This window comes from Chryseobacterium sp. MHB01, from assembly GCF_034651565.1.
Taxonomy (GTDB): domain Bacteria; phylum Bacteroidota; class Bacteroidia; order Flavobacteriales; family Weeksellaceae; genus Chryseobacterium; species Chryseobacterium nepalense.
Window position 1 is genome coordinate 129,653 of sequence record NZ_JAYEDA010000004.1, and the last position, 26,447, is coordinate 156,099.

Sequence of the window (26,447 nt, forward strand, 5' to 3'; positions counted from 1 at the left end):
TTTAATTTTTATGTTGAACATTAAAACTCACTTCCGTTACCAAGAACGGGTATTGAGCCTGTAGAAAGTCTAATGCATACGTTACCACGTCCTCAATACCATCATCCATATTTTTATGAGGGTTAAAAGGGAACTGCTCTAAATGCTTCATAGCTTCATGATATTCCGGATTAGTATGATCCTCAAACCAGTGCAGAAATTTAAATATGTGTCGAACGGATTTTATTCTTTCCAATTTGTTGTGAGATTGATACCTTGCCTTTAAGTTGAAAACTCGGTGTGTTAAATCGTTGTCGATGTAAGATTGGTTATTATTGCTTTCAACAAAGTTTTGTGAGGTTTTGTAATCTTTAGTTTTTTGAACCAAAATGGGATCATTGTCGTGTAAGCTGTTTTTATTGTAAATGACATCCACAACATAAGGAATACCCTGCTTTATACCTAAGCATAAAAATGAATAAGAATCCTCTCCTGTGTCTTTAAGATCGGTAAATGAGAAAGTAGCTTCATAGTTGTTATTCTCAACTATTTTAGTGCTGGTTCTGGTACATCCACCGAAATACATGAGATCTTCGCTTGTAGGAATTGCCTTTTGGAGAAATTGCGGATCAAACTTATTTCCCGCTTTTCTTTTCTCGTTAACCAATACGGCATTATTCATCCTGATGGGGTCGAAAAGTCCATTAAGATAAAATTCTGCAAGTTCCTTCGGTCTTACATCATCTGTAAGCATCGCCGGAAGTATAATATCCTCGTATTGATTTTCCGAAAACTTTGGCTCTTCGTAATATTTACCGTGGAAAAGATAATCTGTAGCATCCGCCATCCCTAACCGCTGCATACAGTTGATAAGAATGTATGAAGTCTTTGATTTTACTCTGGTTAGATATGCATCTATTCCGGAATTTGTAGCCTTGAGTTCTCCGGGATTTACCAGGTCCGTAAATGCTTGGATATCGTCAAAAATTATAATGTTAAAGTGTTTCCCAGTATTTTCCTTTGACAAAGTTGTATAAGTGTGCCTTTGGCCTCCTTTAGAGGTTTTTATCACCGTTCTGGTGCTATCTTTTGCCAAAATGTTTCCATGAATATCAATGAATGATTGTGAGCGTAGAATATCATTGGTTTTATCAGCAAAAGCTTCAGCGTTCTTCGAGGCTCTGGTAGCGACCAAAATGAACAGTGTAGGATCTACCACACCAATAGCCCATGCGGTGAACATTCTTGATATTATGGTAGATTTTGTAGTTCCGGGAGAAATATTCAGGTTAACATGCCGGCACTCATATAATAATTCTGTGTATTTGGACTTAATAAATCCCTCAGTTTCTAAAAGCTCATTAAATGGTGTATTTTCTTTTTGCGAAAGAACTTCGTTAATGGTTTCTTCACGTAAGTATTTTTTTATTCTTTCCAGATCCGGAATGTTAGAGTATAAAAGCTCTTCAAATGCCTGAAGTTTCAAAAGCGAAAAAACTTTCTGCTGCAGTTTATCACAGATATATTTTATATGCCAATTGTAAATAAATTGAGCGTAACCAGGTTCAATTACATGAAGAAAGTATTTGAAGAACTTAAAAAAACTCCTCTTATGTTCTTCCTTCGTCAATGCTTTTTCATCAATCATCATATTGCCCTGCATTTTACATTGTAATGAACGCAACTTTTTGAAACATTAAAAGCTAAAGCTATCTCTTCAAGTTTTAATCCTTGATCTCTGTATTCTCTAATCTTTAATATTTTTTCAAGGTCAAGTTTAGCCTTTGGATTATTAACGATTCTCTTACCGAAATATAAATTTGAAACATGCCCGTTTTTATAGTTACAGTCTTTCAAGTATACCTTCTTATTTTCTTCATCATTTTGAAGGAAAATATTTGCAGTAAGGATATAATCTGTAAAATAATGACTTCTACCTCTTCGGTCATTTAATCTTACAACAAGTCTATTTCCGTAATCGTATTTATGAAGAATTCTATCTCCCTTATGTGTGTCAAGAATTCTGGAATAATTGGAAATGTAATATCTGTTTTCAAATCCAGGTATAATCTTCCATTCTTCACCCGGTAGATCTTGCAAACTTTGATTTAATCCAACTTCATTTTCCATCATCAATTAGTCTATTTTATTCGGCTATATAAATTTTTGTTGGTGTTTTAAGTCTATTACATTTCCCATCATGTGTAAGCCACGATTCAGCATCTTCAGTATTTGGTTTTTTTTCGCACTTTACAGCATAATGAATTTGACACCCGGCAATGATAATGTACTTTTCTTCACTGCCTACTTTCGCAAACCAGTTTGAAGAGTTTCTGTTTGTTTTAATTCCAAGTAAATCATCGTCTATAATTTCCACATTACCCCAAGCTGCTTTATATTCCTTCCCATCTGGAGCAAAAAACCAATTGTCTGTTGTTATTAAGTATTTTTCCTTCATATTTCTAACTATTGCCATCACCAATAGGATTTGTATTAGAATTAAATTTTTCGCAATATTGTTTTGCTTTTTCTAAGTAATTAATCAGCTCTTGTATATCGTCTACATCATCAAACGAGAAAAAGTACTTCTCTCCCGATTTTTCCAAATCAATACCAACCTCTCGTTTTTCTCTGAAAGGTTCTATATAGTTCGTTTTCACAATACTTATTTCCATTGTGGTATCTTCAGAACCTTTGAGCCTATAAATTGTATTTTCCATTACTCCTTAAATTAAAAAACCCGCTACTTATTTGAGCAGCGGGAAGAAACACTTAAAATAATAAATATGAAAAAAAATCCCTCTGCATTTTAATAGGGCCAGAAATAAGCATGTAATGCAAAGTTCCAATCCCTATTTATACATCTTAAAGCGATAGCTTTCCTATCAGCATCATTCGCAAGCATCTTCCCTGAGCATGAATGAAGCACCTCAGCATTTAGAAAACTTCTTTTGTTTTTAATTTGGAGTGGATACCTAATTTTAAAACAATATTGAAACACAAGATTACTCTCTGTGTGGAAAAGGATGGATTCGAACCACCGACCTTGACGTTTGCACCGTCATGCTCTCTAACCCCTGAGCTACTTTCCCGTGTGCCCTTCTTTCCGAGCTGCCAGATTCTTATGAAGGAATTATCTTTTCCTTGTGTTTAACTACGAATTGAAAGGCTCGTTAAAAACACCTAAACATAACCTTGTGGGAAAAACAGGAGTCGAACCTGCATAAGACAATCATTTTACTTTTCCTTTAAATAAAAGTACTACTTCAAATGTTCCGGCTAATATTATGTGTCTTTTACCCGCGAAGCGTCTACCAATTCCGCCATTTTCCCAGCTACCGGCCTTTTCCCGGTGGTCAACCTCAGTTGCATAAGGATTTTATAAAAAAATACAAATGAAATCTACATCTCTACTCCAGCAATTGCGGAAGCAATTCTTTCAGCTAAATCAAAATCATCTGTATCAAGATGTACCCTTACTCCGTCCATATTAGGATCTTCAAAGTCTTCTTCTTTTACCCAGACAAAAAATCCCGGTAAAGGAGAAACAGCGACAACCAAATCATTCCTTTCATTAATTTTCTTCACGTAATTAATAACTACATTTTCTTGATTGTCTAAAACAAAGCCTCTGCTTTCTAAAAATTCTTTTGTTATTTCCATTTTAAAATATTTACAAAAAACCAAGCACCCACCTTCATCAATCAACTCACAACCCCGACTGCTTCATCACCTGTGCTTGGGAATTATCAACTCCATACACCTACTTACATCTTATCCATCTGCATTACAGTAAAGTTACGGAAAAATATATTTTATTCAAACAAATATTTTAGATTAATAAAACATTTTTTTTTAGAATAAGCTAACTTTTAAAATTTGTAAAATTTTATATTATATTCTTGTAGCCTGGACAACGAATTTCTAGAACTTTTTTAAGTTCTTTTCTTAAAAGCTTACTGAATATTATAATCTTCATTGTTTAGGATTAAAAGTTCTTGTTTTACTTCGTTCCAGTATACATATTTGGGATTTAAGTTTCCTAAATACATCGGAATATCTTGGATTACCTCATTCACAGTAACCAGAGCGTTACATTTAGCTAACATGCTGGCATCTTCATTGTTCTGAATTAATGAATCTGGTATTGATTCCAAATGCTTAACAAATAAATCTTTTGCTTTATCTTTCGGTATAAGTTGTTTCATAGATTTTTCTCTTTTTAACTCCCAGATCGTAAGACGGGGAAAATTGCTAACCAGCCAGTAAGATTTTAATCAGGAATTATTGCCCAAAACATAACTCCTTCAATGATATGTTCATTTTTAAATGTATAGAAGTCACAGAAGTAGGCTCCGTCGATAAAACCTTGATAACATACAGCTATATGATGATTACCCTTAAAATCTCTTACAATAAGTTCATTTGATTTCTTTCCATCCCAAGAACCTGTTTGAGTACATATAGGCTTTTCTTTTTCTATATAGATCCATTTAAATTCTATCATTTTTATAATTTAATATTCGTTTTAATCTGTACAGAAACCTGCTTGGCAGCCTGATCCTGTTCCGAAGTTAAAGTCTAATTGAATTCCTAATTTTGAAATTGATAACATGCTGCTATCTTCTTTAAAAGTATGACCATATAAATCTTCTTGTATTGCTGACCAGTACATTATTTCAGGATTGGCATCAAAATTTTTTCTTAATTGTTGAGAATCTTTCCAGAAGCAGTTTTGACAATTTGAATCTGGGGCAAATTGGATAAGATCTTTTTTGATAAATGGCTCCCAGAAATCTTTAATTTGTTTGTGAAATATCTTGTTTTCTATTAACACAAACTCTCCAATTCTCCAAATGATTTCTTTCCATCTATGAATCCAGGTAATTGATTTGGGACGAAACTGGCAGTGAGTTGCATATCTCCATATATCTGTAAACTTTTCCATTCTTTCCATTTCATCATATCTATACCCAACCCTCATTTTAACAGGTAATGAATGATACATAAGAAGAAAATTAAATATAGGTTCCATCTTCATTATTGTAGTACAAAATCTCTTTGCAATATTGGGAATGGCTTGTTTTATTGCTAACATTTGCTCCCATCCCATACCACGAAGCCAAATTATTTCTCTGCCAATTAATTGTTCAAGGTCAAACATTGTTTTAAGAATCATGGGATCTTCAGAAGTAGCAACAAACTCATTTTGGTGTTTACAGTACTTCTGAAGCCGATCATTAGCCATCTGTACAAGCTTTTTATCTAACTTTCTACCGGCATTATGTGAATCTATGCAAACAAGACTGAAAATTTCCAAGTCTGCAGGATAATGAAATGCTAAATAACTACTCGTTTGACCTCCGGATAAGGAATTCACTGTTTTCATTTAAGCAGCTTTTCTAATTTCAAATATTAAAGTTTTTCCAGGATTGAAGGTGCGGGATTCTGCTTGCTTCCAGTTCTCATTTTCAACTAATAAATCTATTGTTCCTACTCCCAAACCTTCTATAATTTCTGGCTCCTCTTTTCCAAAAGGATTCTCTGCCCAATAATAGCCTTTAGCTTCTACCGATGAAATGAAAGATTCTAAGGCAGAAGGACATGCATCATTAAATCCGTGTTCATCCATTTTATTTTCAATTTCATTATATGAAATATATCCTTTTCCTTCACAACAATCACATTCTAAACCATTAGGCATTTTATGATTTGGATCGAAGCCACAACAAGGACATCTTGACTCATTAGCTCCCAAAAAACTAATAGGACTGCCAAAGCCAATAAAACCGTGGTCAGGATTAGTACATGTTTCCTTACCGTCTCCTCCGCAAAGAAAACAAGAAATATTTACTAATTCTTTCGCTATTTCCTCCGTCAACTCATCACCGTTACAGATAAACTTTAATGTACCAAGTCCTACAATTGAATAGCTCACAAATGTATCTTCGTCTTTGTAAAGATGTAATGTTATTGATTGATCACCCGCAACATTATTTATTACTTCTATTTTTAACGGATTAAAATTTCGTTCAACTATAAGAATCCTTTTCTGTAATTCTAATTCTAAATTTTTCATAAACGTTGAAATATTATATTAACTTTTATACAATTCCAACCGTACTTTTTTACTTCTTTCCATGTCATATCCCCTCCTCTTAAAAATTCATCTATGCACATTTTTCTTTGAGGTTGAACCGTATTTGGAAGAATTTCTCCACTATCCTTTTGAATTACATAGTAGTTTTTAAATCTGTTTTTCATATCGCTTCATTATTTTCAAATTCTTCAGCATCTTCTAAAAAATCAAAAAGTGTTGGCATGTTAATTTTATCCTCAGCAGCTCGACAATATCCAACACCATCAAAGAAATATCCGGAATTCAGCTCTATTCCATAACCGTAGCGTTTTTTAAGAATGGCACGATAAGGAACCGTACCCAGTCCGGAAAATGGGTCAAAAACAATATCACCCTCATTGCTCATCTGATCAATTACCCTATCAACAATATCAAATTGTAGTGGGCAAAGGTGCATTTCTTTACCTTTTGACCATTGAGAACCGTTTAGTGTAAGCATTCTGGTGACATCAGTCCAAACGTCCTCAGACCAACTTTGCGGCTGCAGAAGCATAAAGGAAGTTGGAAGTTTTCCTTTAAGATCAAGAGTTTCTGCGATTTTTACAGTATGCTCAAAATTGTAAACTGTTTCAAGTGAAAACCTTTTATATTCTTGAAAAATAGTTTTATGATCAAGTTTTGCAAGTTCTTCCGGCTTTATGCATCTGTTTCCAGAACTCCGGGTAAATCCGTGGGCATCCATCTGCCATCTTGCTCTTGAATATCTGTTAATTTGTTTTGGCTCAACTTTCTTTTTACAATTGTGACAAACGTATGTGCCAAATTTATCTGGTATCTGGTTGTTTTCTTCGAGCCTGATATTACATTCTGGACACGCTACATAATCAACTTTTGATTTTACTACCGGAATATCTGCATATGCATTTGTTCTATCTGTCGCCGGCTTTCTGAAGATTAAAAGATATTCTGGCATCCCCACACCCATTTTTGAGCCGTCTTTACACTGTTCTGTCCACCCTAAACGGTAAGTCTGATTATTTTCACGAACAACATCTGTAACAATAGTTTTCATACCCATATAGGCAAAGCCGTGCTTCATATAATGCTGGATGCAGTCCAAATGAAATGGATAAACTGTTTGACATCCCATACCGGAAAGCCCCATTGGAACAATCCTGTCTTTTACATGGATTACGGCCAATCTTCCAGGTATTAGCTTTTCGTACAGCGTTGGAGTTAAGTAATCCATTTGCCGGAAGAATTCCTCGTTGCTTTCCGAATGCCCAAAATCAGAGTAATTCGGGGAATATTCGTATTGTGTGGAAAACGGAATAGACGTTAAAATTAATCCTACAGAATTATCTTTTAAATTTTTTGATTCCGGAACATTATCGTTATTAACCAAAGTAAAATACTTTCCAGTAACCTCAACTCTTTCAACTCCAATTTTTCGTGTGAGGTGTTGTGCCATTTCAACGTGAGAAAGGCCATATTTTTTTATAATATCTGTCATTTTCTGAATAAGTTTGTTATGATTTTTCCATTTGTTTTCCAGCGATTTCCTAATACCGCGTTCGGCTTCAGTATAAATCAGGTCAATTCTGACTTTGTTTTGCTGCAGAAATCTCTGGATCCTGTGAACAGACTGTATAAAGTCATTGAATTTGTGACCTATTCCCAAATAAATAGCCCAATTACAATATCTCTGAAAATTACATCCGGAACCTGCGATCACAGGTTTCGCTGCTAATTCACGAATTTCACCATAAGAGAATCCCAGAATAGCTTCTTCCCTTCTTTCATAGTCCTGCTTTCCAAAAATTGACACAACGTCCGGGATAGCTTTTTCAATAGAAAGTCTTTCACTTTCCAGATCATGCCAAATGATTCTGTGAGCTTCAGGATCTTCTTTTCTTATTTCCTGCATTTTTTCAATGCGTGCATCCAGACTTTCTCTTTTTTCTTTGGCTGCCTCCGGCAATCCCATTGCAGCATCCTTAAACATTTTGATTTGGCCGTTTTTCTCTACACCAGCATTTTCGTGATTGGTAGGGATTTCGTGCCATCTGATATCCAGTTCTGGTAAAATGTAACCTTTATCATCTTCGGGATTTCCAGTAATATCGGACGGCTTTGTAATAAAGATAGCCCAGGAAGAAACCCATAGCCAGAATTCTTCTTCCTTATGCGCATGAAGGGTAAGCTTATCCGCTTTTGTAGAATCTCTTTTAAAAAATCTGGTCTTAGCCTGAGAAACATCCATTACTCCTAGAAAATCAGCATAGGCTAACAATTCGATGTATTCGTTTGGAGATGGTGTTGCAGTAGCTACAAAACGATATTTAATAAGATCCTCTCCTCGTCTTGAACCCATCGGACCGGCATCGCCTGTAAATAATCTCATAAATTCCCGGAATGTTTTTGAGCCTCCCAGACCTCTTAGAATTGAAGCTTCGTCAAGGGATGCTGTCTGAAATGCAGCAGGATTCAGTCTTCCATCTCTGATACTTTCATAATTTGTAAGGTAAATCCCTTCTCCTGACATTTCATTATTCCTCCTTATAAATTTTGGAGGATCATTCCAGCCCAGAATATTGCAGGCATCTTCCATAAATTCCTGCTTTACATTCAGTGGACAAACGATTAAGCCGTTTGAAGTTCCAGAAGCTTCCAAAGTACATCTTACCGCTTCCAACTGGGTGACAGTTTTATGAAGTCCAAAAGATGCAAAACAGGCACGCCTACCTCCTTCAACCAGCCACTTAACCATTAATTGGTTGTGTGGCTTCAGTCTTGGATTAATATTTCCTACCTCAAGCGGAAACCCGGATTTCGGAGCAAGTTTAATTTTATTTTGGAGAAATTCTTGATAATTCATCATGTGCTATTTTCTACGTTGATTTTAATAACTTTCTGAAATCTCCAGACTCAGTTTTTGATAACCTGATTACTTTCCGGTTTTGTGATTTTGCAACCATGAGAACAGCCTCAGCTTCTGCAAGATTTGCACGCTTGTAAAGTAGACTGTTTGGGATTGATGCACCTGGTAGAATTTCTTCCTTAACTTTTAGAATTTCTGCCTGAACTTCTTTTAGTGTTTTTGGTTTTTGGGGATTCTTCATCTTTTTGTATTTTTTCTTTTCTGATATAGATTAACTCTTTTTCATTCCATTTAAATGTGCCTTTAGAATCTCGGCCGATGAAGTATTTTTCATCTAATTGCATTTCTTTTCATTTCTGTTTTTCTGATAAATAAATTTGAAGGCTGCCATTGCCTCAGCTTTTTTTAGCTGATTTTCTGAGGGTTTCCCAGTGTTCAATCCATTCTTTTTCTGTTCCATCTTTCAGTTTCATTTTTGTGATATATGCCGAAACAAAGGTTTCTTTGAATGACAGGAAAAGATCTTTCTTGATTATTTTTTTTGAGCTCGCCAAGTGTACTGATTTGCTTCTTTCGTCAGACAGATGTTCTTCCGGAACAAAATTCAACATGAACTTTTCTACGAATCCGATCTTTACATTTTCATGAGAGATTCTTAACCAATCGTAATACTGAACGGATCCTAATATTTCACCTTTCGATTGCAATCTTTGAAATTCGTCTTTGAGAAATTTCAATCTGATTTTCTGTTTTTCCTCTTCAGTGGATTGCACTACAGGAGGATTCAGAAAAGCAGCGATTTCAGCTTTGCCCTTTTCGTAAAGTTTATTTTTACCACGATATCGGATGTACGCGGTTTCAATCTCGATCAGATTTTTTGAATCTATCCTGGAATATAATTTCAATGGTTTTTCAAAATCTTCGCCGTCAGCTCTTTGTTCCGTTATTGTCAATTCACCGCGGGGAACCAGATCTAAAGCATTCATAAACTCTTTGGGTGTTAGCCTGCACTTTTTTGCAAAAACCTTCACTTTCTGTTTATTAAGACTTGCATCACTGTCGGGATCTTCAAAATCTGGATTTTCAAAGTTTGGGTTGATAAAGTTTAACACTTCAAGAGCAAAAACCTCAATTATTAAATCATCACAGTATTTCAGCATCGATTGTGATATCTCCGCTTTCACTATTTCCGGAAGAGAGCTTTTTAAGCTGTCGGGCAATAGCTGTAGTAGCGGATGTTTTCCCGGGTGTAACAGTACCTCCGCTGGTATTTCCTGCCGAATTGACAAATCCGTTGTTTGAGTTGTTATAAGCTGATTTTCCATTTTCTTTGTTTTTCTTATTTAAATACCATTCATATTCAAAGCCCTGCCAGCTATATTTTGCTGAATATTTGATAGCTTCTGAAAACTCCAAACTGTATCTTTCACATTCATCCTGAATAAGTTTTATTACATTTTCGGTAAAAACAGCTCTCTTTTGCCGGCGAACATTAATCCAATCATCGGCATCTTTTTCATCGACTTTTAATTCAAGAAGCTTATTTTTGAAATCTGCAGCACTGAAATATTTTTTGGAGGAAACCTTTTTTAGCGCAACTTTTTTGGAAGGTTTGTTTTCAAGGGATATAGTTTGTCCAGAACTTTTGCTATTTTCTTCAGGAAAAAGAACTGGGTCCTCCTGCTCAATAATTTCTTCTTGTATAGAAAAATCATCAACAATCCTATGTTGGTCAAAATCGTTTTCACTTATTACATTTTCATCTTTTGATTCTTTTTTAAAAAGAATATTATTGTTTTGTTTAGTATAGTTTAGTTTATTAATGGGTACGCTTTGTGGCTCACTTTGTGGTACGGTTTGTGGTACACTTTGTGGCTCAAATTGCGGCTCAAACTGTGGTTCACTTTGTGGCTCACTTTGCGGTTCGTATTGTGGCTCACTGTGAGCCGCAAATGGAATCATCTCATAAACAGAAGATAAATTTCCGTTTCTTGATTTCCATTTAATCCTTCCCAACTGTGCTAAAACATTTCTTGACCTCTTAATTGATGCTGAACTTAAACCCGTTTTAACCTGTAAGGTTGATATGGCTACAGTAAATTCTACTTTCCATCCCGTTTTATTATTTATATGCATTAATCCATGCCATAAAGTAATTACAGAATCTGAAACGGAATTTGTTTCGAGCCAATCATAAAATGAATTTATTTCTTTGATGTAGTTCATTTCCTAATCTGTTTTATACATCTTCATTGTCTTGAGGTGTATTTCAGTTAAATATTCTTTCTTGAAAATGTTGGCATGTGCCATATCGTGACATTTGCGGCATAAGGCGATAAGATTTTCTATTTTATCCTGTTCATCTTTTGTTTTGATTCCGAATTCAGAACGCCTCTTTATGTGATGGATATCAATAGCCTTATTATGGCAAATTTCACAATCGATGAAATCAGGATTATGGAAGCCAAAATATTCAAGGTAAACCTTTGTATGTTTTTGCATTTTGCTTCGATTTATTTTGCGGGTTTAGCGGGTGATTAGGATTAGCATGAACCCATTCATGATGCCCTTCACATAAAGTAATAAGCCATTCTAAATTTTCCAGCTCCATTCCTCTTATTGACTTTCCATTCAACCAGTAAGTGATATGGTGAACTTCTAATCCTATCTTGCACCCACATATTCTACATTTATGATTATCACGGATCTTAACTTTGCGTTTTACCTCCTGCCAATGTTCATCATTTTGTAAAGATTTCCTGTAATTACTTGGCCTTCCTTTTATTCTTGCCATTTTTCAAGTTTTCAAAAAATTCATCATTTTTTGGTGTGGAACTGAAGATCTCTGCCTTTTCATGTTCTGGAATTTCCTGTACTTTTACCAGTACACAATCTCCGTTATCCTGCCAAGCATAGAAATAATATTTTCCTTTGTAAGGAATCCTATAGCACCTGTTTGATGCAACATCGATGGTAGTTTTTCCACCTTTAATCTCAGTGGCTAAATCACTGATTTTTGTCTGCAAAGCTCCTACACTTTCTGCAGCAATTTCTTTTTCTTTTTTAGCCACAGATAAGTTTGCTTCTTTTTCCAAAAGATTTTGACGGGCTTCAGGAAGTTCTTCTTCTACAACTCCTAAAATGATTTCACGGAAATTCAAGATCTCTTCATCTGTGTAAAATCTTGTTGCATTTACTTTGCGGTGCTCCGAAACTGTATTGAGCGCAAAATACTGTTGGAATTCGTCGATTGTTTGAAATTGTCCTAAATTCTCAGGAAGGTTCTCATCATTACCATTTACACTAAAATTGTGTATGAATGGTTCTTGTTCTACTAATTGCATAAATTTTAATTATTTTTTGTTACGTTCTATTTGGACTTTTAACACTTCGAGATTGTCTTCTATATATTCTCTGACTGGTTTTGTTAATTTGCCTTCTTCATACAGCCAAAGGAGATAATCAGCAGGAACATCCTGCATTTTTTTTCCTTTGTGAACTCCGTACGGCATTAAATCTGTATCTTCCATAAACTATTTTTCATTAAAGGTGTCCTCTAAATTTCTTCTAAACTTCTCAACCATTTCATCAATGGTGATTTCGCCTTTTTTTACAGCTTCGTTTAACTGCTCCATATTTAATTCTTCATCTTCTTTTCTGTCGTAATACAGGAAATCAGAACATAAATCATCAATTGTATTAAGAATAACTTCTTTCATAAATAAATTCTGTTTTCTTCCATAAAATTTTCGATTTCTTCCAGGTGAACAATATCCTTTGGTTCCGGTAAATAGATCCCTAAAGACTTTACAGAATAGTTCCTGAACCTTTCAATTGCTTCTGATAATTCTTTTGTATTTAAAGCTGCAGTACTTCTCCAGGCTTCCCGAACTTCTCCGGTCTTGTAATTGATAAATTCGGTCTTGAAAATATGCTCATTAACCCACTGCTTGAATATGATCTGCTTTACATATTCCATTGTCTCTCCGTATTGAATAGCATAGTAGCCGAGAATAAGATGTAGGTAATTGTTTTGGCTGTAAGTCCTATTACTTTTCTTCTCCAAAACTTCAATTTTTGCATTCTTTTCAAGTAGGTGTTTTATTCTGATGATTGCCTTTTTTCGCATCGTAGGTATGGAGGTATCGAAAATCATTAAATAAGTGTCTAAATTTTTAATTTGTTAATTGAAAAAAATCTTCTTTGGATGCAGAATCGGGATTTTTATCTGTACAATAAAGTCCAACCGAACTATCTTTAAAATGCTGCAGATTTTTAATATCGATCCCAAGTTTATTGCTTACTATTTTTAAGATTTGTTTGTAGTCTTGGTCTAGTCCCCGTTCCATTTTTTTTCCTAAAAGAACATTCACGTTGTAAATATTTTCACCCCCTACAACTACATCAATTCTAAAGTCCTTATTTGTAAAATCTCCATTAGGTATTTGTTCAAAAATTGCACTTCCTTTTTCATACCCAATTTGTTTACCTCTCGTAAAAGTTTGTTTAAATCCTTTGTCTAAAAGATAATTATAGAGTTGTTTTTCAAAATTTGCAGAAACCATAATATCAATATCATTTATGTCTTCTGGTTCCAACAATTCTTTTTCAACTAGTATATATGAACCTATAATTTTCGCATTGAAATATCTTTTCATATCAGACATAATTTGTGTTATTTCTGGTGTTATATTCATTACCAAATGTTTAATAAATTTTGTTTGTACTTTTCTGCCATGTTAAGGCGGGTTTTAGCTTTTTGAATATCATTTTCGTTTCTGTGAATCTCTATCACAAAAAGCTGTTGCTCTTTCTTCGTAAACCGATCATCATAATCAATAAAAAAACAGCGTTTTCTTCCGGAAGAGAGAAAGTTCCCTTGAATCTGCCAGTAATAATCTTTTTCATGCTTTTTGAAATCTTCTTGGCTTTTAATATTCCTGATTCTAAAAAGATGAGTTTTGCAATCCGGGCATTTTACTTCAATCATGTCTTCTTCAGCAATAAGCCCGTCCGGTGTTCCTCCAAAATAAGAGCATAATTCAATAAACTCTTGATCCTCCCCGGTTGCATAACACTTCACCCCGAACATTTCCTCAAATACTGCAATTGCTTCCAATTCTTTTTCGTTTCCTCGCTCCATGGAATCGTTGGTGAAGTTTTTTACGCTTTTTCCGCCCGTAAGGATTTCGAGGGCTTTTTCTTCGATATAGGTGATTGCGCCTTTTGGAAGCTCACTGATGTTATCTTCATAGGTCATCAACCTACTTAATTCTGAAGATGTAAACTTTCCAAGTCTTTTTTGGAACCATAATTCTCTTTTATCAAGTTCATCATTTGAAACAACCGCCTGAAATAGATCAGGCAGATTGTTTTTTACTGGAAAATCCATTATTCAACTAATAAAGGTTTAACACTCCATCTGTCAGACTGGTACGCATTTGTAGCGTTCTTTTGCTTACCTAAATACTCGACTTTCAAAGGTGTTCCCTGTCTTATTTTCGATGTAGTTAAAGCATCCTCTAAAGAAGCAACCAATCTTTTAGAGCCGTTTCTGATTGTTTTTAAATCTCCTGTACTAGTTTGTTCAAGCATAACTACACACGGAAGTTCAATTGTTTCCCCTGTCTGTTCATCTGTATATGTTGAATTTTTAATCTCTTGGAAAAAGCATAGTTTAAACTCTCCAGATTGAGTAGGTGTCCAATATTCACTTGTAAGATCTGCGGGTATAACTTTTGCATCTGCAAGATTTGGAAGCGTACCCATTAAATCAAATGCCTGAAGTTGATTTTCGTTTGTTTTTTCTAATTGTGACATAATTAATTTTTAGAGGTTGTTATTTGAAATTTTTTATTAAAGAAATTGAATCAGAAATTGCATCCTGAATTCTTTCTTTTGATCTGGTAAATTCAGTGTTTAATTTTTCGTCTTTTATTTCGGGATCAGCTATTGAATATTGCAAACTTTCCAAAAACTCAACTGCTTTCTGTTTATCCGGTTTTAACGATTCCAGTCTTTCAGCTTCGGCTTTTGCTCTCGCTTCTGCTTCGGCAGCTTCCTTTGCTTTACGTTCTGCTGCTTCTTTTGCCTTTTTCTCAGCTTCTTCAGCTGCCAACTTTTCAGCCTCTTGCTTTGCAATTCGATCTTTTTCTTCTTGAAGCCTTTTATTTTCTTCATCAATTTTATCCTGCTTAGCCTTTAATTCAGCATCCTGTTTGGCTTTTTCATCAGCAAGTCTCTTTCTTTCGCCTTCGAGTTCTGCATCTTGTTTTTCTTTGAGTTTTGCGAGACGATCTTCCTCCTCTTTCAATCTTAAGCTTTCCAATCTCTGCTCTTCTGCAACCTTTAAATTTTGAGATTTTGTAGAGAAGGAATTTTTTACCTGGATTAATCTTTCATTGAAGTCAAGTTCAAACTCTTCAAACTGTGCAGCATCGATCTTGTAAAGATTCTCTTCAAGATCTTTCTGCAAATCTTCTATTTTATCAAATGAAAGCTGGTTAATTTTTTCTAATGCTTTATCAATTTCAGAGCTGATTGCATCTCTTAAACCTTGCTTCCTTTCTTCTTCCATTCTGGCTTTTTCCTGTCTTTCAGCTTCTTTTAATGCTTCCCAACGCTTCACCTCTGCTTGTTGCTTTTCTTCATGAGGTTTGGTGATTGCGATAAGCTCATAAGTTTTGGCGGTCACTTTTTCCCGGAATCTTTTGATAACTGCAGCGAGAAGTTTATCTTGTTCCTGAATCCCGGTTCTGGCGGTTACTAATGCTGTCCTCGCTTTCTTAGCATCTTCATAGGATTTATTATCTATAATTACAACAAATGGATTATCGTTTACCGCTTGATGTTGCTTTTCTTTAAGTCCTTGCAATTCTGGAAGCTTATCTATCTGAATCTTTCCAATTTCAAAGACTTGATTTTCTGTAGTAGTCATTTGTGATGTTATTTAGTTATTGTATTTTAAAAGTCATCGGCACTCCATGCATAATCATCCCATTCGTCCGGTAATTCCTGCGCCCAAAAAGGCTTATTATAATTGTATCCCTGCTTTGGGTTTTGGCTTCTGTTTTTACGTTGTTTTTTGGGCTTTTTGTTTGGGAATTTTACCCTAATCTTATTCTTACTCATAATGATTAATTTTTAGTAAAATTTATCTTTATACCAATACATGGCTTTGTACTTCCGGGACTGCAAATCGAGAAATGTAACTTTGCGCCCGAAGATCATTGCGATAATTCTTTTCATTACGATGCAAGCTGTTTTTTGAAATTACTTTTGAAGTCTAAAATCCTCTGGAACTCTTTTTGTAACTCTTCTGCCTTCTCTTTAGAATCTGTAAGTACTTTGTAATATAGGCCGTCGAAAACTTTTGAAGGGTCAATGCTATTGATTGAGTTGATAGAATAAGAAACTTCTATGTGATAACCCATCATTGCGCAATTGCCGGAAACGAATACATTCTTTTCTCCAATGCATAAGATCTTCATTTCACTTATTGAGGCGGAATCTCCTTTTAGGTTGGCGCATATTTCGTATAGAGTGCCGCCGGTTTCTAGGTTGGTATTTTTCATATTTGTTGTTTTTTAGTTAATCAAGTGAGTATTTGCCGAAGGCTGTAATATTGTCTTTTGTCAGTTCTATTTTCACTTTAGGAAAATCCTTTTCATCAGGGTAACGGTTTTGCAACTCAACCAAAAGCTCTAAGGCCTTTTCGTTTTTCAGATACCTCTCTTTTCCGAGTTCCCAAAACTTTTTCCCGGGTTGGTAAAAGCTTCGCAAAAAACTTTCGCGCCTTGCTACTTGTTTTCTTGCTACTTTTTGTAATTTTGCTGTTCTCATCATGTTTGATTTGTTTATCAAGTTAAACTCTGCCATCTGCTCCAACAGGTGGCTTTATATTTTATTCCTGTTAATAACTGCTTCAATCTCACTTCTTTTGAAATAAACACGATCTCCTATTCCGTAGCTTGGAATCTTATTTTCTTTTCTCCATCTTGAAACTGTTGGCGTAGTCACTTTCAAAAGAGAGCAAACCTCTTTTACAGTTAAATACTCCTCTGGTTCTTTGGGCTGAAATTCATTTTTCAACTGCTGTTTTAATTCAGGAATCAAAGCGTTTTTGAGCTGCTGAATGAAATCTTCTGGAGTTAATACTAATGTGTTCATTTCAAATTAATTCATACATTTTAGTTAATTGATTGAGTTGCTTTTTTGCAACTGCTTTCATAATTTTAGAAACACCTTCGACATATTTTTCAGGTATTTTTCCTTCATACATCCATCTGTTGTTAACAGATTCAATAGCTACATCAAATTTTTTAGCTATTCTCTCTCGAGCTTCGGTTTTATGATCTTGATTTAGGCTCATAAAAACATTTTTAATTTGCTGCGTTTTATCTGGTTTCTTTCTCATACATCTATTCATCATTAGAACAATAGCTTATTACAAAATCAAAAGTTTTCACTTTATTTAGTAAATTGCACCGTTGTTTGATACAAATATCGAAACTTTTTTCGATTTAACAAATTAATTCGAAACTTTTTTCGATTTAAAAACATAAATTACTGATTATGAATAGTATTAATTTTAGAATCAAGAAAATTGTAGACGATTTATATGGTGGTAGAAATACTAATTTTGCTAATTCTATCGGTGTAGATGAAGCAAATATTCGAAACTATTTAAAGGGGACAGAACCGAAACACTCATTTTTCGAAAAAATTTTCGAAAATACAAACATTAGTGTTAAATGGCTCATTACTGGAAAAGGCAATATGTTGGAAAAAACTGAAATTAAGCCTGCAGAAACAATTGCGAATCCACACACCAATGCTGAAATAGCTAATTTATCATCTGAAAATAAAATAAACATTCTATTAGAAAGAACATCAGAGATTCTGGTAATGAATCAGAATTTATTGGAAGAAAATAAAAAACTTTCAGCAGAAAGAGAAGAACTGAAAGATGCTTACGAAAATTTGGACAGCAAATTTGATAATCTAACCTTATTGTTTGACATGTATATGTCTCCAATTTATAGATCTATGGGATTAAATAGAATTGACATGAAAGAGGTAAAAGAACAAATTACAAAGTCAGAAAAATAGCAGAATCTTGGCATTAACTGAATCCCAACTTAACCACGTTTATACCCAATCTAAATTTTTTCAAATCGAGTTCTCCGTGTATAGCATCGATAATTATTATTTGCTGCTCATCAGTTAAGATTGCATTTTTCATTTTTTTAATGCACAAAAAATTGTTAGAGATGTATTCATTAAAATCAATTTCACCCCTATCATAGAAAATCTCATTCCTAATATGAAGATTCTTTATATATTCTGTACAAACTTTATTTTTCTTTTTCATTCTCATTTTGTGCTTTTTCTACAATTCTTTCTATTGCCTTAAATTGTATTTCATCCTTCAGCTGGAGCTTTTTTATATAATTAATAAGCCTATAAATAACATACATCCCTGGAGTAATCATAATTACCAATCCTAGTCTCTGGGCCCACTCAATATCAATATTGTAACCAAAGAACATCATTAGTATATACATCACAACTGAATAAGTAGTTGCAAAAAGAGGGAAGTAATATGTTAGATTGTAAGCCTTCCCGAATCTTCCAATAATAACTATTATTGTACTTATGTAAAGAGATAGCAGCCAAATATCATTTCTTACAAAACCTCCAATTCGATCTTTGAAAAGGGCAAGATCCGGGAAAAGGAATACTAATATGTTATCCAAAAAGGGTAAAAAACCCGATATTATTACTAATATCGAGCTGAAGATTTTCCAAAATGTTAGTTTTGTTTTACCTTCTTGGAGGTGTAATTGTTGTTGGGTCCCCGCCATCGTTGATAATAAAATTTGATTGCTCTGAAACACCTTTTACTGTAATAGTGTCTCTCTTATCGAAATCATTTTTTTGACTGAAGCCATTTTTATTAAATGACTTCACATTCTGAACATTAGGATTGCTAATGTTTTCTTCTCGATCAGTTACACAAGCTGTTAAAGACAATAACGTGATTACAGCTAATACAATTTTTTTCATAATAAATATGTTTTTAAATTCATCATAAAAATAGTAAATAGAATTTTCACTATTCTATTTAAATTTAAAAAAATAATTATAAAAAACTTATAATCAATTTATTACAAAAAAGAAAATGATAATATATGTGCAAGGTATAGTACTGATATTACTGTACTGTAAAGGTATAAGTGCTAATATTTTTCATCATAATTTGTTTTTTTGGGTTAGATCAATAAATTATTTATTCACAATCTTTAGACAAATTTAGAAAAAAAATTAATCCAAGCAAATTTTAATTCACATCGAAATGAATTTATTAACAAAATAAATCAAGTGTCATTTTTTATTCATTTCTCTAAAGGTTTTAGCTGTTTGCATAGCCCACTCATCAGCAGTTCTGCCTATATAATTTAAAAATTGAGATTCTGATTTATGACCGGTAATTGCCATGAGTTGAGGGGTTGTAAACAATTTATTTCCATAAAAATTTGTAGCAAAAGATCTACGGCAAACATGCGAAGAAATTAGATAGCATTTTTCAGTTTCAACAATTTCGTTTCTTTGCTTTTCGTCATTGAAAACTTTTCCTTTTACCAGATCATGAATACCGCATAGCTCGCATAACTTTTTCAAGTGACGGTTAAACAAACCAATATTTGAATCCGGATTTCCAGAAAAACTTCCTGGAAAATCACCATCGTATTTTTTTATAATATATTCAACCTCATCATGTAGAGGAATAACAACATTTTCACCTGTTTTCTGCTGAATAATTTCAAGAAATCGAAATGAATTTCCGTCGGCATCTGTTTTTGTATAGATCATTTTTTTATTCATACGCAAAAGATCACTTCCCCGCTGCCCCAGGTAGCAACCAAGTATGAGCCAATCTCTGGTCAATAATAATTCTGGATCTGTAATTTTCTTAGATTTTATCTTTTCAAGTTCGGCAAAAGATAGAAATACTTTATAGTCACTGTTTGTAGAACCGGTTGAAAACCCCTTAATTTGGTAGTGTATTAATTTGCCATTATTCTGCGCATCAAAAAGTACTGTTTTAAAATCTTTGATAAACCTGGAAGCCGTGCTTTCCATCATATTACAATCGGCAATTAAAAAATCCTTGAAATCAATAAGAACTTTACCTGAAATTTCATGCAAATCAAACTTTTTGTTTTTCTTAATTTCGTATTGGAAAAATCTTTGTTTTAAATTATTTAGCTTTCGGATTTTATCTATTCTGGTGGAAGAAATACTTTTTTTGAATTCAATATATTCATCCAAATATGTTATCGCTGTGTTGTCTTCCGGTAAATCTTCAGATACTTGATTTCGGTTAAAAAATACATTAATTTTTTTCTCTATCCATATCTTTGAAAAGTCAACACCCGCAGCATAATCCGCATTATAAGAATCCAATATAAATGCTTCAAGTTTCTTCAACTGAATTGTTAACTGTTTATTTTCCGCGGTATTTTGTTTGGGTAATGATTTTTCTTTGCTCCAATCTGAAAGATTAATTTTGAGACCTGTCTTTGATTGAAATTCCTTTCCTCTTTTTACAATAAATCTTACATATATTTGTGAGACCGAGGTTTTTGATCGGGTAAAAAATTTTATTGACGCCATTTGTTATTTTTTTTCAAAAATATATTTTTCCCGACATTTTCCCGACAATTGCTTTATATTATTTTATTTTATATTATAGCATTTAATTACAAATCATTAAATTAAAGTTTTTTAAGATAAAATATATGATCATTTAGAAATATGCTTTTAAATAAAACTGGTACGCTAGGTACCTCAAACCTCTCTAATTACAGAGAGGTTTTTTGCTTCTTATACTTTTCGCTATTTCAAAACCAATTGATAAAAAATTTCATAAAAAACCCCGGAATGATCCGGGGACTAAAAACTAATAACCATGAAAAACTCAAATTGATGAGCTATATTTTAATCTGAATATTTTTTAAGCTGTTCGTTTATTTACAAACTTATATACGATAAATTAATGAAGTCGGTTTTTGGCTTAATAAAAATTATAATAAACAGAAATAGCTCCTTTTCAGGAGCTATTTTTTAATGATCACTTAATCGTTAGCGTATGATTTTTTCTACATTGGCTTTGGCACTGTTAAAAGCTTCTTCTGCTTCTTCGTACAATATATTGACCGATATTTCAAAGCCGCTTGCCATAAAAAAGGTAACATTTCCATCCATATTAAAACTAAGAAACCCAATATGATTCACATTAATCACCAACGGTTTTCCCAGAATTTTTGCTCCTTCAATAGAATTGGGCTTTTTTACATTAATGATGCTGGATGCCTTAATGTATATTAAGCCTTCTGATGTTGTTTTGATTATATAAGACAATTAAATAATTTTATGCAAAGATATGCATTAAAAAGTAAAAAAAATCCCCAGCCACGGCAGAGGATTAAAATGAAAAAATTAATATTTAAGTGATGGTGTTTCTTTAAAAATATTCTCAGATTTCTCCGAGAATATTGTAAGTTCCTTTAAGGATTTTTTAATAGTTGCGGTTAAGTATTCAACTACTATGCCAGCAATACAAACAAAGTGTTAAAGTTTTAATGAAAATAAATTTTTATGGTTAAAATGATTTTATCTATAAAAATAAAAAAGCCCCTGAATAAACAGGGGCTAAAAAACTAATAACCATGAAAACTCAATTAAACATGAGAATCAATGCAAATGTATACATTATTTTCATTAAAAATGATGATTATAATCTATTGTTTTTATAATCCGTCGGTTTTGTTTTATTACATTTGTAGCAAAACCTATATGATGACATTTACTAAAGCTTTAAAACACAAAAAACTGATTCTTAAAAATTCAAGTGCTTTTACCAAAACTCTTTATGATTATCTTATTATACCTGCAATTGCAGAAGAGAGTAAAAAATTTCTTGATGACTTCAGAAAATCCCCATCATCGTTTACTGATGAAAGCTGTAAACACTACAGCAGCAATTCCAGGTTTAAAATATTCTTATATTGTAAAAGCCGAACATGATTTTCCGCACAGGATGACATAGAAACAATCTGGATATAAAAAATCCCCGTATTGCTACGAGGATAAAAACTAATAACCATGAAAACTCAAATTAAACATGAGTGACTGCAAATTTAAGAAATGTATTTTTTTTAAAAAGTCTTTTAGACAATTTATTTTTATCAATTAACAAATTTTATCAGTCATTTAAAATACCTTTAAAATTCAAAATCTCCGTTAGTCCCCTATTTAAAAGGGCTACGATGTAATTTTAGAAGCAATATAATATTTTCAAAAATTAAACAACCATTTAAAAAATGTTAAAATATAATAAAAAAGCTCTCATTTCTGAGAGCTTTACTATATCATTTAAGGATGTTTTTATTCCTTAATAAATTTCTTTTGGGCAGTACCCTTTACGTCATCAATATCAATTACATAAACTCCATTAATCAAAGTATGTACATCAATCTTATTGTTCAGGATAATTCCTGTTGATACGATTTGACCTGTAGCATTATAAATTTTATAATTGGCTTTAGCGCTGATATTTTTTACGTTCAATACCGTTTTTACCGGGTTTGGATAAATCAGGATGTCTTCCTGGTTTACAGGATTCGGTACAATCGGCTTAGTAATTCTTACGGTATAATCTTCCACTTCACCATTCGGGACAGTTGTACAATTCACCGGAATTCCGTCTTTTTGAAGAGCGACACGCATTACAACATATTTAAAATCCGTAAGGCTGATGAATGCATCAATAGGCACAGAGAATGTTCCGGTGATCGTCTGCTCGTTATTAGGTCCTGAAACGAAAACTCTTTCATCAATATCAAAGTATCCGTTTCTGTTGAAGTCAATCCACACAGCAACTCCTGCATTAGTATTTCCTGATATCTTTTTCTCAATGGTAATTTTATTATCAGAAGATCCTTGAATCAATTCAATGAATTTTGCAGTTACACCTGTATAATCACTGTAGTTGGAAGCTACAGACTGGTTTACCATTTCCGGTTTTCCGTTTGGTGTTACTGTCACTTTTGAAATATATTCAGAAGATGAAGTTGTAGCTGTCATCTGACAATATACTATTGTAGGCGTTGTGAAGAGATACAGCAGTGTATAATTTCCTGCAGTTCCGCTACAAACATTTGCTACCTGCATTTCATACTGGGTAAGCTCCAAAAGACCTGTTAATGTAACTGTATTGGTATTGGAAGTTACGGTTGTCCAGCTAGGAATACCTACTTTTCTATATCTGAGTACATACGTTGCACCAGGGAAAGCTTGCCAGGTAACCTGCGCCGTAGTTGTGGTAAGATTCGTAATCGTCAATCCCGGAGGAGCAATTTCACATGTTCTTTCCGTAGTAAATACTTTAGGATTAGACCATGGATTCAGTGTATTTTCATTATCACACATATTGGCAATCTGTACTTCATAAGAAGTATACACATTCAATCCTGTAAGAGGGAATGTATTGGCAGGTGCCGCAGGCAAAGGAATATTTGCACTCCAACCACCGTTTCCGCTTCCTACGATTCTGTATCGTATAAAATAATGTGAGCTTACTGCCAAAGGCGACCATGTAACTAAAGCCGAATTGGTTGTAATATTACTGATGGTAACATTCGGAGGTGTAGGATCGCATCTCGTAGTAAATGTACTGTTGGAAGGTGTACCCTGATTACCGTTACATACTGCAATTACCTGTACTTCATATAATGTTGCAGATAAAAGGTTGTTTAATGTCGTTGTATTAGTAGGCTGCGGATAAGGAGCTGCCGCAACACTTGTGGTTTGCCAAGGCGCACCTGTTCCCTGCGGTCTGTAATTAATGATATAACTTGCTCCACCGGTATCCTGAGGCCATGTTAATACTATCGAATTATGAGTAGGGGTTCCAAGCGTTACAACCGGAGTTGCTGTGCTGCAAACACGTACATTAATATTGTCGATTGCAACAGGAGGCTGCGTACCGCCTGATGAGTCATTTCTCCATTCAAAAACAAGACGCATTGTAGTCCCTGCAAAACTTGAAATATTTAAAGCAGGGTTAAGAACAGTCTGCCAAGTCGACTGCTGATTGTAATTCGCTCCAATCTGTATTCTTCCTGTTCCGGCAGTGATCTGCGTTCCTGACGTAGGCATGAACGTAGCAGGTACAAGCCAAACTCTCAGATAATCCCAGCTTGATTCTCCTTCAGCTTTCCAGTCAAATGAGAATGTAGCAGTCGTAGTATTTGCAGGAATTGCAATATCCCTGTATGCATGAACCACACTTGATGATCCCGTGTTGTAAGCATTAGTTGTTCCGTTGGTATTGGAAATATATAATGAGTTCGCCGGATTTCCCGTTGCAGAACCGTAAACCCACTTGTTAACCTGGGTTCCGTTGGTATATCCTAAATCACTTCCTGAAGTAAATTGCTGTATATAAGGAAGTGTAGCAGGAATCTGCGTTGTGGTAAAGCTTGGTCCCGCAACCCAGAAGCTTCTGTCTGACCCTGCACATACCGAACGAACCCAGAAATAATAAGTTGTATTTGGCGTTAGAGGAGTCAGCGTTTCCGAAGTCGTTGCTGAAGTTGAAGTTGGCGCAGTAGACGCTATCGGAGGTACATTCGTTGTTGTAAGATAAATCTGATATCCTCCTACAGGTGCAGGTGACGGAGCAGTCCAGCTTATAGATGCCGTATTAGACCCTACACTTGTTACCTGAACATTTATCGGAACTTTACATGTAGGAATACTCAAATTAATATTATCAATAGCAATAGGAGGCTGTGTTCCGCCTGAAGAGTCATTTCTCCATTCAAACACAAGACGCATAACGCCTCCTGCAAAAGAACTTAGGTTAAGTCCCGTATTGAAATAATTTTGCCATGTTGTCTGCTGGTTCATATTCCCTCCTACCTGGATTCTTCCACCACCAGTGGTAATTTGGGTTCCGACAGTAGGTACAAAACTTACCGGTACCATCCAAACTCTCAGATAATCCCAGCTTGATTCTCCATCTCCTTTCCAGTCAAACATTAACGTAGCATCCGTTGTTCCCGCAGGAACAATAATATCTCTGTATGCATGAACAACACTTGATGATCCTGTGTTGTAAGCATTGGTAGTTCCATTGGTATTGGAAATATATAATGAGTTGGCAGGATTTCCTGTTGCGGAACCATATACCCATTTATTAACCTGAGTTCCGTTAGAAAGCTGCAGGTCATTTGCTGTAGAGAAATTCTGTGTGTAAGGAATCGTAGCCGGCACCTGAGTAGTAGAGAATGAAGGACCTGCTACCCAAACACTTTTATCGTTGGCACCACAAATTGAACGTACCCACCAGTAATAGGTAGTGGAAGTAGTCAATCCTGCTGGACTCACTGACGTTCCTGCATTGGCAACTCCCGGTGTAGCGGCAGTAGGTGGTGTGTTAGTAGTGCTCAGGTAATATTCATATCCTGATCCGGGCACAGGTGAAGGAGCATTCCATGTTAAAGTAGCAGTGGTAGTTCCAATGGTCGGAACAGCCATACCGGAAGGCATAATACAAGTCGGAATGCTGATATTAATATTATCAACCGCAATTGGCGGCTGAGTTCCGAAAATACCGTCATTCCTCCATTCAAACACAAGCCTCATGGTTGATCCAGCGTAAGTTGTGATATTCAGACTGGGATTACTGTATGTTTGCCACGTAGATTGCTGATTAAACTCTCCTACCTGAACTCTTCCTGTTCCGGTGGTAATCTGGGTACCTACAGTAGGTGTAAATGTAGCCGGAACCAGCCATACCCTCAGGTAATCCCAACCGGATTCTCCTTCTCCTTTCCAATCAAATGAAAAATTGGCGATTGAGGATCCCGCAGGTATCGTAATATCCCTGTAAGCATGCACAACACTCGATGAGCTGGTATTGTAGTTATTGGCGGTCCCATTATTATCAGAGATATAAATAGAACTGCCTGTATTTCCGGTCACAGCACCGTAAAACCACTTGTTGGTCGCAGTCCCGTTAAGGAGCGTGAAATCATTAGCAGTGTTAAAATCCTGTGAATACGGTAATGTTGCAGGTGCCTGTCCATAGGCATCCGGTATGGCGCCTAAATTTAACAAACACAGAAGAAGTACTATAAAAGTAGAAATTTTCTTCATAAGTTATCATTTAATATTAATCCTTGCAAATCTAATTCGTTTTTTGATAATATAAAGCATATAACAGCATGTTTTTTATAAAAAATACCGAACATGACCATCTAAAATTTATCAAAAATAATATTATATTACTTTACACTTAACGATCTATTCATACTTTTATTATTAATAAAGCAGAATTATATCATTACGAAAAGTATAAATATGTTCAAAAATAGGATCCCCATACAGGAGACCCTAAAAACACAAATGATGAAAAAAAATTTTTATAGAATCAAT

37 protein-coding genes and 2 tRNA genes are annotated in these 26,447 nt (G+C 34.5%); 2 read left to right on the forward strand and 37 right to left on the reverse strand.

Annotation, left to right across the window (positions count from 1 at the left end):
* Window position 1 precedes the first annotated feature (1 nt).
* From U9K52_RS08580 to U9K52_RS08730, 31 genes are all read right to left on the reverse strand, one after another.
* The gene (locus U9K52_RS08580) at window positions 2–1,630 is read right to left on the reverse strand and encodes a hypothetical protein (RefSeq protein ID WP_322925996.1); all 1,629 of its coding nucleotides are present in this window, start codon (window positions 1,628–1,630) and stop codon (window positions 2–4) included.
* Window positions 1,627–2,112 (reverse strand): NUMOD4 domain-containing protein, encoded by a 486-nt coding sequence (locus tag U9K52_RS08585; RefSeq protein WP_322925997.1) that lies wholly within the window; start codon window positions 2,110–2,112, stop codon window positions 1,627–1,629. The genes U9K52_RS08580 and U9K52_RS08585 overlap by 4 nt, the downstream gene beginning before the upstream one ends.
* Window positions 2,113–2,125: 13 nt before the next feature.
* Window positions 2,126–2,455, reverse strand: a complete 330-nt coding sequence (locus tag U9K52_RS08590) for a hypothetical protein (protein WP_322925998.1) — start codon at window positions 2,453–2,455, stop codon at window positions 2,126–2,128.
* A complete protein-coding gene (locus U9K52_RS08595; RefSeq protein WP_322925999.1) occupies window positions 2,442–2,699 on the reverse strand; it encodes a hypothetical protein in 258 nt (85 codons plus the stop codon). Before U9K52_RS08595 ends, U9K52_RS08590 begins: the two co-directional genes overlap by 14 nt.
* A gap of 297 nt (window positions 2,700–2,996) precedes the next feature.
* Window positions 2,997–3,071, reverse strand: a tRNA-Cys gene (locus U9K52_RS08600).
* Between the two features lie 106 nt (window positions 3,072–3,177).
* Window positions 3,178–3,312 (reverse strand) — tRNA-OTHER (locus tag U9K52_RS08605).
* 69 nt (window positions 3,313–3,381) lie between these two features.
* Window positions 3,382–3,642, reverse strand: a complete 261-nt coding sequence (locus U9K52_RS08610; protein WP_322926000.1) for a hypothetical protein — start codon at window positions 3,640–3,642, stop codon at window positions 3,382–3,384.
* A 293-nt stretch (window positions 3,643–3,935) separates the two neighbouring features.
* On the reverse strand, window positions 3,936–4,187 hold the full coding sequence (locus U9K52_RS08615) for a hypothetical protein (protein ID WP_322926001.1): 252 nt from the start codon (window positions 4,185–4,187) through the stop codon (window positions 3,936–3,938).
* Window positions 4,188–4,252: 65 nt separating this feature from the next.
* Complete coding sequence (locus tag U9K52_RS08620; protein WP_322926002.1) at window positions 4,253–4,486, reverse strand: hypothetical protein; 234 nt, start codon at window positions 4,484–4,486, stop codon at window positions 4,253–4,255.
* 21 nt (window positions 4,487–4,507) lie between these two features.
* Window positions 4,508–5,368: a hypothetical protein gene (locus U9K52_RS08625; protein WP_322926003.1), complete on the reverse strand. Its 861-nt coding sequence runs from the start codon at window positions 5,366–5,368 to the stop codon at window positions 4,508–4,510.
* The gene (locus U9K52_RS08630; RefSeq protein WP_322926004.1) at window positions 5,369–6,058 is read right to left on the reverse strand and encodes a hypothetical protein; all 690 of its coding nucleotides are present in this window, start codon (window positions 6,056–6,058) and stop codon (window positions 5,369–5,371) included.
* Window positions 6,055–6,243 (reverse strand): hypothetical protein, encoded by a 189-nt coding sequence (locus U9K52_RS08635; RefSeq protein ID WP_322926005.1) that lies wholly within the window; start codon window positions 6,241–6,243, stop codon window positions 6,055–6,057. The genes U9K52_RS08630 and U9K52_RS08635 overlap by 4 nt, the downstream gene beginning before the upstream one ends.
* On the reverse strand, window positions 6,240–8,939 hold the full coding sequence (locus U9K52_RS08640) for a DNA methyltransferase (RefSeq protein ID WP_322926006.1): 2,700 nt from the start codon (window positions 8,937–8,939) through the stop codon (window positions 6,240–6,242). Before U9K52_RS08640 ends, U9K52_RS08635 begins: the two co-directional genes overlap by 4 nt.
* 10 nt (window positions 8,940–8,949) lie before the next feature.
* Window positions 8,950–9,180, reverse strand: a complete 231-nt coding sequence (locus U9K52_RS08645) for a hypothetical protein (RefSeq protein WP_322926007.1) — start codon at window positions 9,178–9,180, stop codon at window positions 8,950–8,952.
* A gap of 154 nt (window positions 9,181–9,334) precedes the next feature.
* The gene (locus U9K52_RS08650; protein ID WP_322926008.1) at window positions 9,335–10,099 is read right to left on the reverse strand and encodes a hypothetical protein; all 765 of its coding nucleotides are present in this window, start codon (window positions 10,097–10,099) and stop codon (window positions 9,335–9,337) included.
* Window positions 10,083–11,165: a hypothetical protein gene (locus U9K52_RS08655; RefSeq protein WP_322926009.1), complete on the reverse strand. Its 1,083-nt coding sequence runs from the start codon at window positions 11,163–11,165 to the stop codon at window positions 10,083–10,085. The genes U9K52_RS08650 and U9K52_RS08655 overlap by 17 nt, the downstream gene beginning before the upstream one ends.
* Before the next feature lie 3 nt (window positions 11,166–11,168).
* The gene (locus tag U9K52_RS08660) at window positions 11,169–11,441 is read right to left on the reverse strand and encodes an HNH endonuclease signature motif containing protein (protein WP_322926010.1); all 273 of its coding nucleotides are present in this window, start codon (window positions 11,439–11,441) and stop codon (window positions 11,169–11,171) included.
* Window positions 11,413–11,733: a hypothetical protein gene (locus tag U9K52_RS08665; RefSeq protein ID WP_322926011.1), complete on the reverse strand. Its 321-nt coding sequence runs from the start codon at window positions 11,731–11,733 to the stop codon at window positions 11,413–11,415. The genes U9K52_RS08660 and U9K52_RS08665 overlap by 29 nt, the downstream gene beginning before the upstream one ends.
* Window positions 11,705–12,283 (reverse strand): hypothetical protein, encoded by a 579-nt coding sequence (locus tag U9K52_RS08670; RefSeq protein ID WP_322926012.1) that lies wholly within the window; start codon window positions 12,281–12,283, stop codon window positions 11,705–11,707. The genes U9K52_RS08665 and U9K52_RS08670 overlap by 29 nt, the downstream gene beginning before the upstream one ends.
* Window positions 12,284–12,292: 9 nt before the next feature.
* Complete coding sequence (locus U9K52_RS08675) at window positions 12,293–12,469, reverse strand: putative quorum-sensing-regulated virulence factor (RefSeq protein ID WP_322926014.1); 177 nt, start codon at window positions 12,467–12,469, stop codon at window positions 12,293–12,295.
* Window positions 12,470–12,472: 3 nt separating this feature from the next.
* Window positions 12,473–12,658, reverse strand: a complete 186-nt coding sequence (locus tag U9K52_RS08680; RefSeq protein WP_322926015.1) for a hypothetical protein — start codon at window positions 12,656–12,658, stop codon at window positions 12,473–12,475.
* Window positions 12,655–13,095 carry a hypothetical protein gene (locus U9K52_RS08685; RefSeq protein ID WP_322926017.1) on the reverse strand — a complete coding sequence of 147 codons (441 nt, stop codon included), beginning with the start codon at window positions 13,093–13,095 and terminating at the stop codon, window positions 12,655–12,657. The genes U9K52_RS08680 and U9K52_RS08685 overlap by 4 nt, the downstream gene beginning before the upstream one ends.
* A 19-nt stretch (window positions 13,096–13,114) precedes the next feature.
* Window positions 13,115–13,636 (reverse strand): hypothetical protein, encoded by a 522-nt coding sequence (locus tag U9K52_RS08690; RefSeq protein WP_322926018.1) that lies wholly within the window; start codon window positions 13,634–13,636, stop codon window positions 13,115–13,117.
* The gene (locus U9K52_RS08695) at window positions 13,636–14,331 is read right to left on the reverse strand and encodes a YqaJ viral recombinase family protein (RefSeq protein WP_322926019.1); all 696 of its coding nucleotides are present in this window, start codon (window positions 14,329–14,331) and stop codon (window positions 13,636–13,638) included. Before U9K52_RS08695 ends, U9K52_RS08690 begins: the two co-directional genes overlap by 1 nt.
* Window positions 14,331–14,759: a hypothetical protein gene (locus tag U9K52_RS08700; RefSeq protein ID WP_322926020.1), complete on the reverse strand. Its 429-nt coding sequence runs from the start codon at window positions 14,757–14,759 to the stop codon at window positions 14,331–14,333. Before U9K52_RS08700 ends, U9K52_RS08695 begins: the two co-directional genes overlap by 1 nt.
* Window positions 14,760–14,778: 19 nt before the next feature.
* Window positions 14,779–15,876: a hypothetical protein gene (locus U9K52_RS08705; protein ID WP_322926021.1), complete on the reverse strand. Its 1,098-nt coding sequence runs from the start codon at window positions 15,874–15,876 to the stop codon at window positions 14,779–14,781.
* Between the two features lie 26 nt (window positions 15,877–15,902).
* On the reverse strand, window positions 15,903–16,070 hold the full coding sequence (locus tag U9K52_RS08710) for a hypothetical protein (RefSeq protein WP_322926022.1): 168 nt from the start codon (window positions 16,068–16,070) through the stop codon (window positions 15,903–15,905).
* Window positions 16,071–16,186: 116 nt separating this feature from the next.
* On the reverse strand, window positions 16,187–16,429 hold the full coding sequence (locus U9K52_RS08715) for a hypothetical protein (RefSeq protein WP_322926024.1): 243 nt from the start codon (window positions 16,427–16,429) through the stop codon (window positions 16,187–16,189).
* A 100-nt stretch (window positions 16,430–16,529) separates the two neighbouring features.
* Complete coding sequence (locus U9K52_RS08720; protein ID WP_322926025.1) at window positions 16,530–16,784, reverse strand: hypothetical protein; 255 nt, start codon at window positions 16,782–16,784, stop codon at window positions 16,530–16,532.
* Between the two features lie 51 nt (window positions 16,785–16,835).
* On the reverse strand, window positions 16,836–17,108 hold the full coding sequence (locus tag U9K52_RS08725) for a helix-turn-helix domain-containing protein (protein WP_322926026.1): 273 nt from the start codon (window positions 17,106–17,108) through the stop codon (window positions 16,836–16,838).
* A gap of 1 nt (window position 17,109) precedes the next feature.
* Window positions 17,110–17,355: a hypothetical protein gene (locus tag U9K52_RS08730; protein ID WP_322926027.1), complete on the reverse strand. Its 246-nt coding sequence runs from the start codon at window positions 17,353–17,355 to the stop codon at window positions 17,110–17,112.
* 158 nt (window positions 17,356–17,513) lie between these two features.
* Here U9K52_RS08730 and U9K52_RS08735 point away from each other — a divergent pair, with 158 nt between their 5' ends.
* Window positions 17,514–18,050, forward strand: a complete 537-nt coding sequence (locus U9K52_RS08735) for a hypothetical protein (protein WP_322926028.1) — start codon at window positions 17,514–17,516, stop codon at window positions 18,048–18,050.
* 13 nt (window positions 18,051–18,063) lie between these two features.
* Here U9K52_RS08735 and U9K52_RS08740 read toward each other — a convergent pair whose 3' ends face one another.
* The 5 genes from U9K52_RS08740 to U9K52_RS08760 all read right to left on the reverse strand — a co-directional run bounded on the left by U9K52_RS08740 (window position 18,064) and on the right by U9K52_RS08760 (window position 21,365).
* Window positions 18,064–18,312: a hypothetical protein gene (locus U9K52_RS08740; RefSeq protein ID WP_322926029.1), complete on the reverse strand. Its 249-nt coding sequence runs from the start codon at window positions 18,310–18,312 to the stop codon at window positions 18,064–18,066.
* On the reverse strand, window positions 18,296–18,805 hold the full coding sequence (locus U9K52_RS08745) for a hypothetical protein (RefSeq protein WP_322926030.1): 510 nt from the start codon (window positions 18,803–18,805) through the stop codon (window positions 18,296–18,298). The genes U9K52_RS08740 and U9K52_RS08745 overlap by 17 nt, the downstream gene beginning before the upstream one ends.
* Complete coding sequence (locus U9K52_RS08750; protein WP_322926031.1) at window positions 18,765–19,007, reverse strand: hypothetical protein; 243 nt, start codon at window positions 19,005–19,007, stop codon at window positions 18,765–18,767. Before U9K52_RS08750 ends, U9K52_RS08745 begins: the two co-directional genes overlap by 41 nt.
* A 318-nt stretch (window positions 19,008–19,325) precedes the next feature.
* Window positions 19,326–20,618 carry a phage integrase SAM-like domain-containing protein gene (locus tag U9K52_RS08755; RefSeq protein WP_322926032.1) on the reverse strand — a complete coding sequence of 431 codons (1,293 nt, stop codon included), beginning with the start codon at window positions 20,616–20,618 and terminating at the stop codon, window positions 19,326–19,328.
* Between the two features lie 468 nt (window positions 20,619–21,086).
* The gene (locus tag U9K52_RS08760; protein WP_312174788.1) at window positions 21,087–21,365 is read right to left on the reverse strand and encodes a hypothetical protein; all 279 of its coding nucleotides are present in this window, start codon (window positions 21,363–21,365) and stop codon (window positions 21,087–21,089) included.
* 511 nt (window positions 21,366–21,876) lie between these two features.
* On the opposite strand from U9K52_RS08760, the gene U9K52_RS08765 reads away from it, so the two are divergent.
* On the forward strand, window positions 21,877–22,053 hold the full coding sequence (locus U9K52_RS08765; RefSeq protein ID WP_263602325.1) for a hypothetical protein: 177 nt from the start codon (window positions 21,877–21,879) through the stop codon (window positions 22,051–22,053).
* Window positions 22,054–22,391: 338 nt separating this feature from the next.
* Here the strand turns inward: U9K52_RS08765 and U9K52_RS08770 are convergent, their stop codons facing one another.
* A complete protein-coding gene (locus tag U9K52_RS08770; protein ID WP_322926033.1) occupies window positions 22,392–26,168 on the reverse strand; it encodes a fibronectin type III domain-containing protein in 3,777 nt (1,258 codons plus the stop codon).
* Window positions 26,169–26,447 lie beyond the last annotated feature (279 nt).

Excerpts from the sequence above, each read along its gene's own strand:
- U9K52_RS08580 (WP_322925996.1), bottom strand. The coding sequence starts at position 1,630 with ATGATGATTGATGAAAAAGCATTGACGAAGGAAGAACATAAGAGGAGT.
- U9K52_RS08585 (WP_322925997.1), bottom strand. The coding sequence starts at position 2,112 with ATGATGGAAAATGAAGTTGGATTAAATCAAAGTTTGCAAGATCTACCG.
- U9K52_RS08590 (WP_322925998.1), bottom strand. The coding sequence starts at position 2,455 with ATGGCAATAGTTAGAAATATGAAGGAAAAATACTTAATAACAACAGAC.
- U9K52_RS08595 (WP_322925999.1), bottom strand. The coding sequence starts at position 2,699 with ATGGAAAATACAATTTATAGGCTCAAAGGTTCTGAAGATACCACAATG.
- U9K52_RS08610 (WP_322926000.1), bottom strand. The coding sequence starts at position 3,642 with ATGGAAATAACAAAAGAATTTTTAGAAAGCAGAGGCTTTGTTTTAGAC.
- U9K52_RS08615 (WP_322926001.1), bottom strand. The coding sequence starts at position 4,187 with ATGAAACAACTTATACCGAAAGATAAAGCAAAAGATTTATTTGTTAAG.
- U9K52_RS08620 (WP_322926002.1), bottom strand. The coding sequence starts at position 4,486 with ATGATAGAATTTAAATGGATCTATATAGAAAAAGAAAAGCCTATATGT.
- U9K52_RS08625 (WP_322926003.1), bottom strand. The coding sequence starts at position 5,368 with ATGAAAACAGTGAATTCCTTATCCGGAGGTCAAACGAGTAGTTATTTA.
- U9K52_RS08630 (WP_322926004.1), bottom strand. The coding sequence starts at position 6,058 with ATGAAAAATTTAGAATTAGAATTACAGAAAAGGATTCTTATAGTTGAA.
- U9K52_RS08635 (WP_322926005.1), bottom strand. The coding sequence starts at position 6,243 with ATGAAAAACAGATTTAAAAACTACTATGTAATTCAAAAGGATAGTGGA.
- U9K52_RS08640 (WP_322926006.1), bottom strand. The coding sequence starts at position 8,939 with ATGATGAATTATCAAGAATTTCTCCAAAATAAAATTAAACTTGCTCCG.
- U9K52_RS08645 (WP_322926007.1), bottom strand. The coding sequence starts at position 9,180 with ATGAAGAATCCCCAAAAACCAAAAACACTAAAAGAAGTTCAGGCAGAA.
- U9K52_RS08650 (WP_322926008.1), bottom strand. The coding sequence starts at position 10,099 with ATGCTGAAATACTGTGATGATTTAATAATTGAGGTTTTTGCTCTTGAA.
- U9K52_RS08655 (WP_322926009.1), bottom strand. The coding sequence starts at position 11,165 with ATGAACTACATCAAAGAAATAAATTCATTTTATGATTGGCTCGAAACA.
- U9K52_RS08660 (WP_322926010.1), bottom strand. The coding sequence starts at position 11,441 with ATGCAAAAACATACAAAGGTTTACCTTGAATATTTTGGCTTCCATAAT.
- U9K52_RS08665 (WP_322926011.1), bottom strand. The coding sequence starts at position 11,733 with ATGGCAAGAATAAAAGGAAGGCCAAGTAATTACAGGAAATCTTTACAA.
- U9K52_RS08670 (WP_322926012.1), bottom strand. The coding sequence starts at position 12,283 with ATGCAATTAGTAGAACAAGAACCATTCATACACAATTTTAGTGTAAAT.
- U9K52_RS08675 (WP_322926014.1), bottom strand. The coding sequence starts at position 12,469 with ATGGAAGATACAGATTTAATGCCGTACGGAGTTCACAAAGGAAAAAAA.
- U9K52_RS08680 (WP_322926015.1), bottom strand. The coding sequence starts at position 12,658 with ATGAAAGAAGTTATTCTTAATACAATTGATGATTTATGTTCTGATTTC.
- U9K52_RS08685 (WP_322926017.1), bottom strand. The coding sequence starts at position 13,095 with ATGATTTTCGATACCTCCATACCTACGATGCGAAAAAAGGCAATCATC.
- U9K52_RS08690 (WP_322926018.1), bottom strand. The coding sequence starts at position 13,636 with ATGAATATAACACCAGAAATAACACAAATTATGTCTGATATGAAAAGA.
- U9K52_RS08695 (WP_322926019.1), bottom strand. The coding sequence starts at position 14,331 with ATGGATTTTCCAGTAAAAAACAATCTGCCTGATCTATTTCAGGCGGTT.
- U9K52_RS08700 (WP_322926020.1), bottom strand. The coding sequence starts at position 14,759 with ATGTCACAATTAGAAAAAACAAACGAAAATCAACTTCAGGCATTTGAT.
- U9K52_RS08705 (WP_322926021.1), bottom strand. The coding sequence starts at position 15,876 with ATGACTACTACAGAAAATCAAGTCTTTGAAATTGGAAAGATTCAGATA.
- U9K52_RS08710 (WP_322926022.1), bottom strand. The coding sequence starts at position 16,070 with ATGAGTAAGAATAAGATTAGGGTAAAATTCCCAAACAAAAAGCCCAAA.
- U9K52_RS08715 (WP_322926024.1), bottom strand. The coding sequence starts at position 16,429 with ATGAAGATCTTATGCATTGGAGAAAAGAATGTATTCGTTTCCGGCAAT.
- U9K52_RS08720 (WP_322926025.1), bottom strand. The coding sequence starts at position 16,784 with ATGATGAGAACAGCAAAATTACAAAAAGTAGCAAGAAAACAAGTAGCA.
- U9K52_RS08725 (WP_322926026.1), bottom strand. The coding sequence starts at position 17,108 with ATGAACACATTAGTATTAACTCCAGAAGATTTCATTCAGCAGCTCAAA.
- U9K52_RS08730 (WP_322926027.1), bottom strand. The coding sequence starts at position 17,355 with ATGAGAAAGAAACCAGATAAAACGCAGCAAATTAAAAATGTTTTTATG.
- U9K52_RS08735 (WP_322926028.1), top strand. The coding sequence starts at position 17,514 with ATGAATAGTATTAATTTTAGAATCAAGAAAATTGTAGACGATTTATAT.
- U9K52_RS08740 (WP_322926029.1), bottom strand. The coding sequence starts at position 18,312 with ATGAAAAAGAAAAATAAAGTTTGTACAGAATATATAAAGAATCTTCAT.
- U9K52_RS08745 (WP_322926030.1), bottom strand. The coding sequence starts at position 18,805 with ATGGCGGGGACCCAACAACAATTACACCTCCAAGAAGGTAAAACAAAA.
- U9K52_RS08750 (WP_322926031.1), bottom strand. The coding sequence starts at position 19,007 with ATGAAAAAAATTGTATTAGCTGTAATCACGTTATTGTCTTTAACAGCT.
- U9K52_RS08755 (WP_322926032.1), bottom strand. The coding sequence starts at position 20,618 with ATGGCGTCAATAAAATTTTTTACCCGATCAAAAACCTCGGTCTCACAA.
- U9K52_RS08765 (WP_263602325.1), top strand. The coding sequence starts at position 21,877 with ATGATTATCTTATTATACCTGCAATTGCAGAAGAGAGTAAAAAATTTC.
- U9K52_RS08770 (WP_322926033.1), bottom strand. The coding sequence starts at position 26,168 with ATGAAGAAAATTTCTACTTTTATAGTACTTCTTCTGTGTTTGTTAAAT.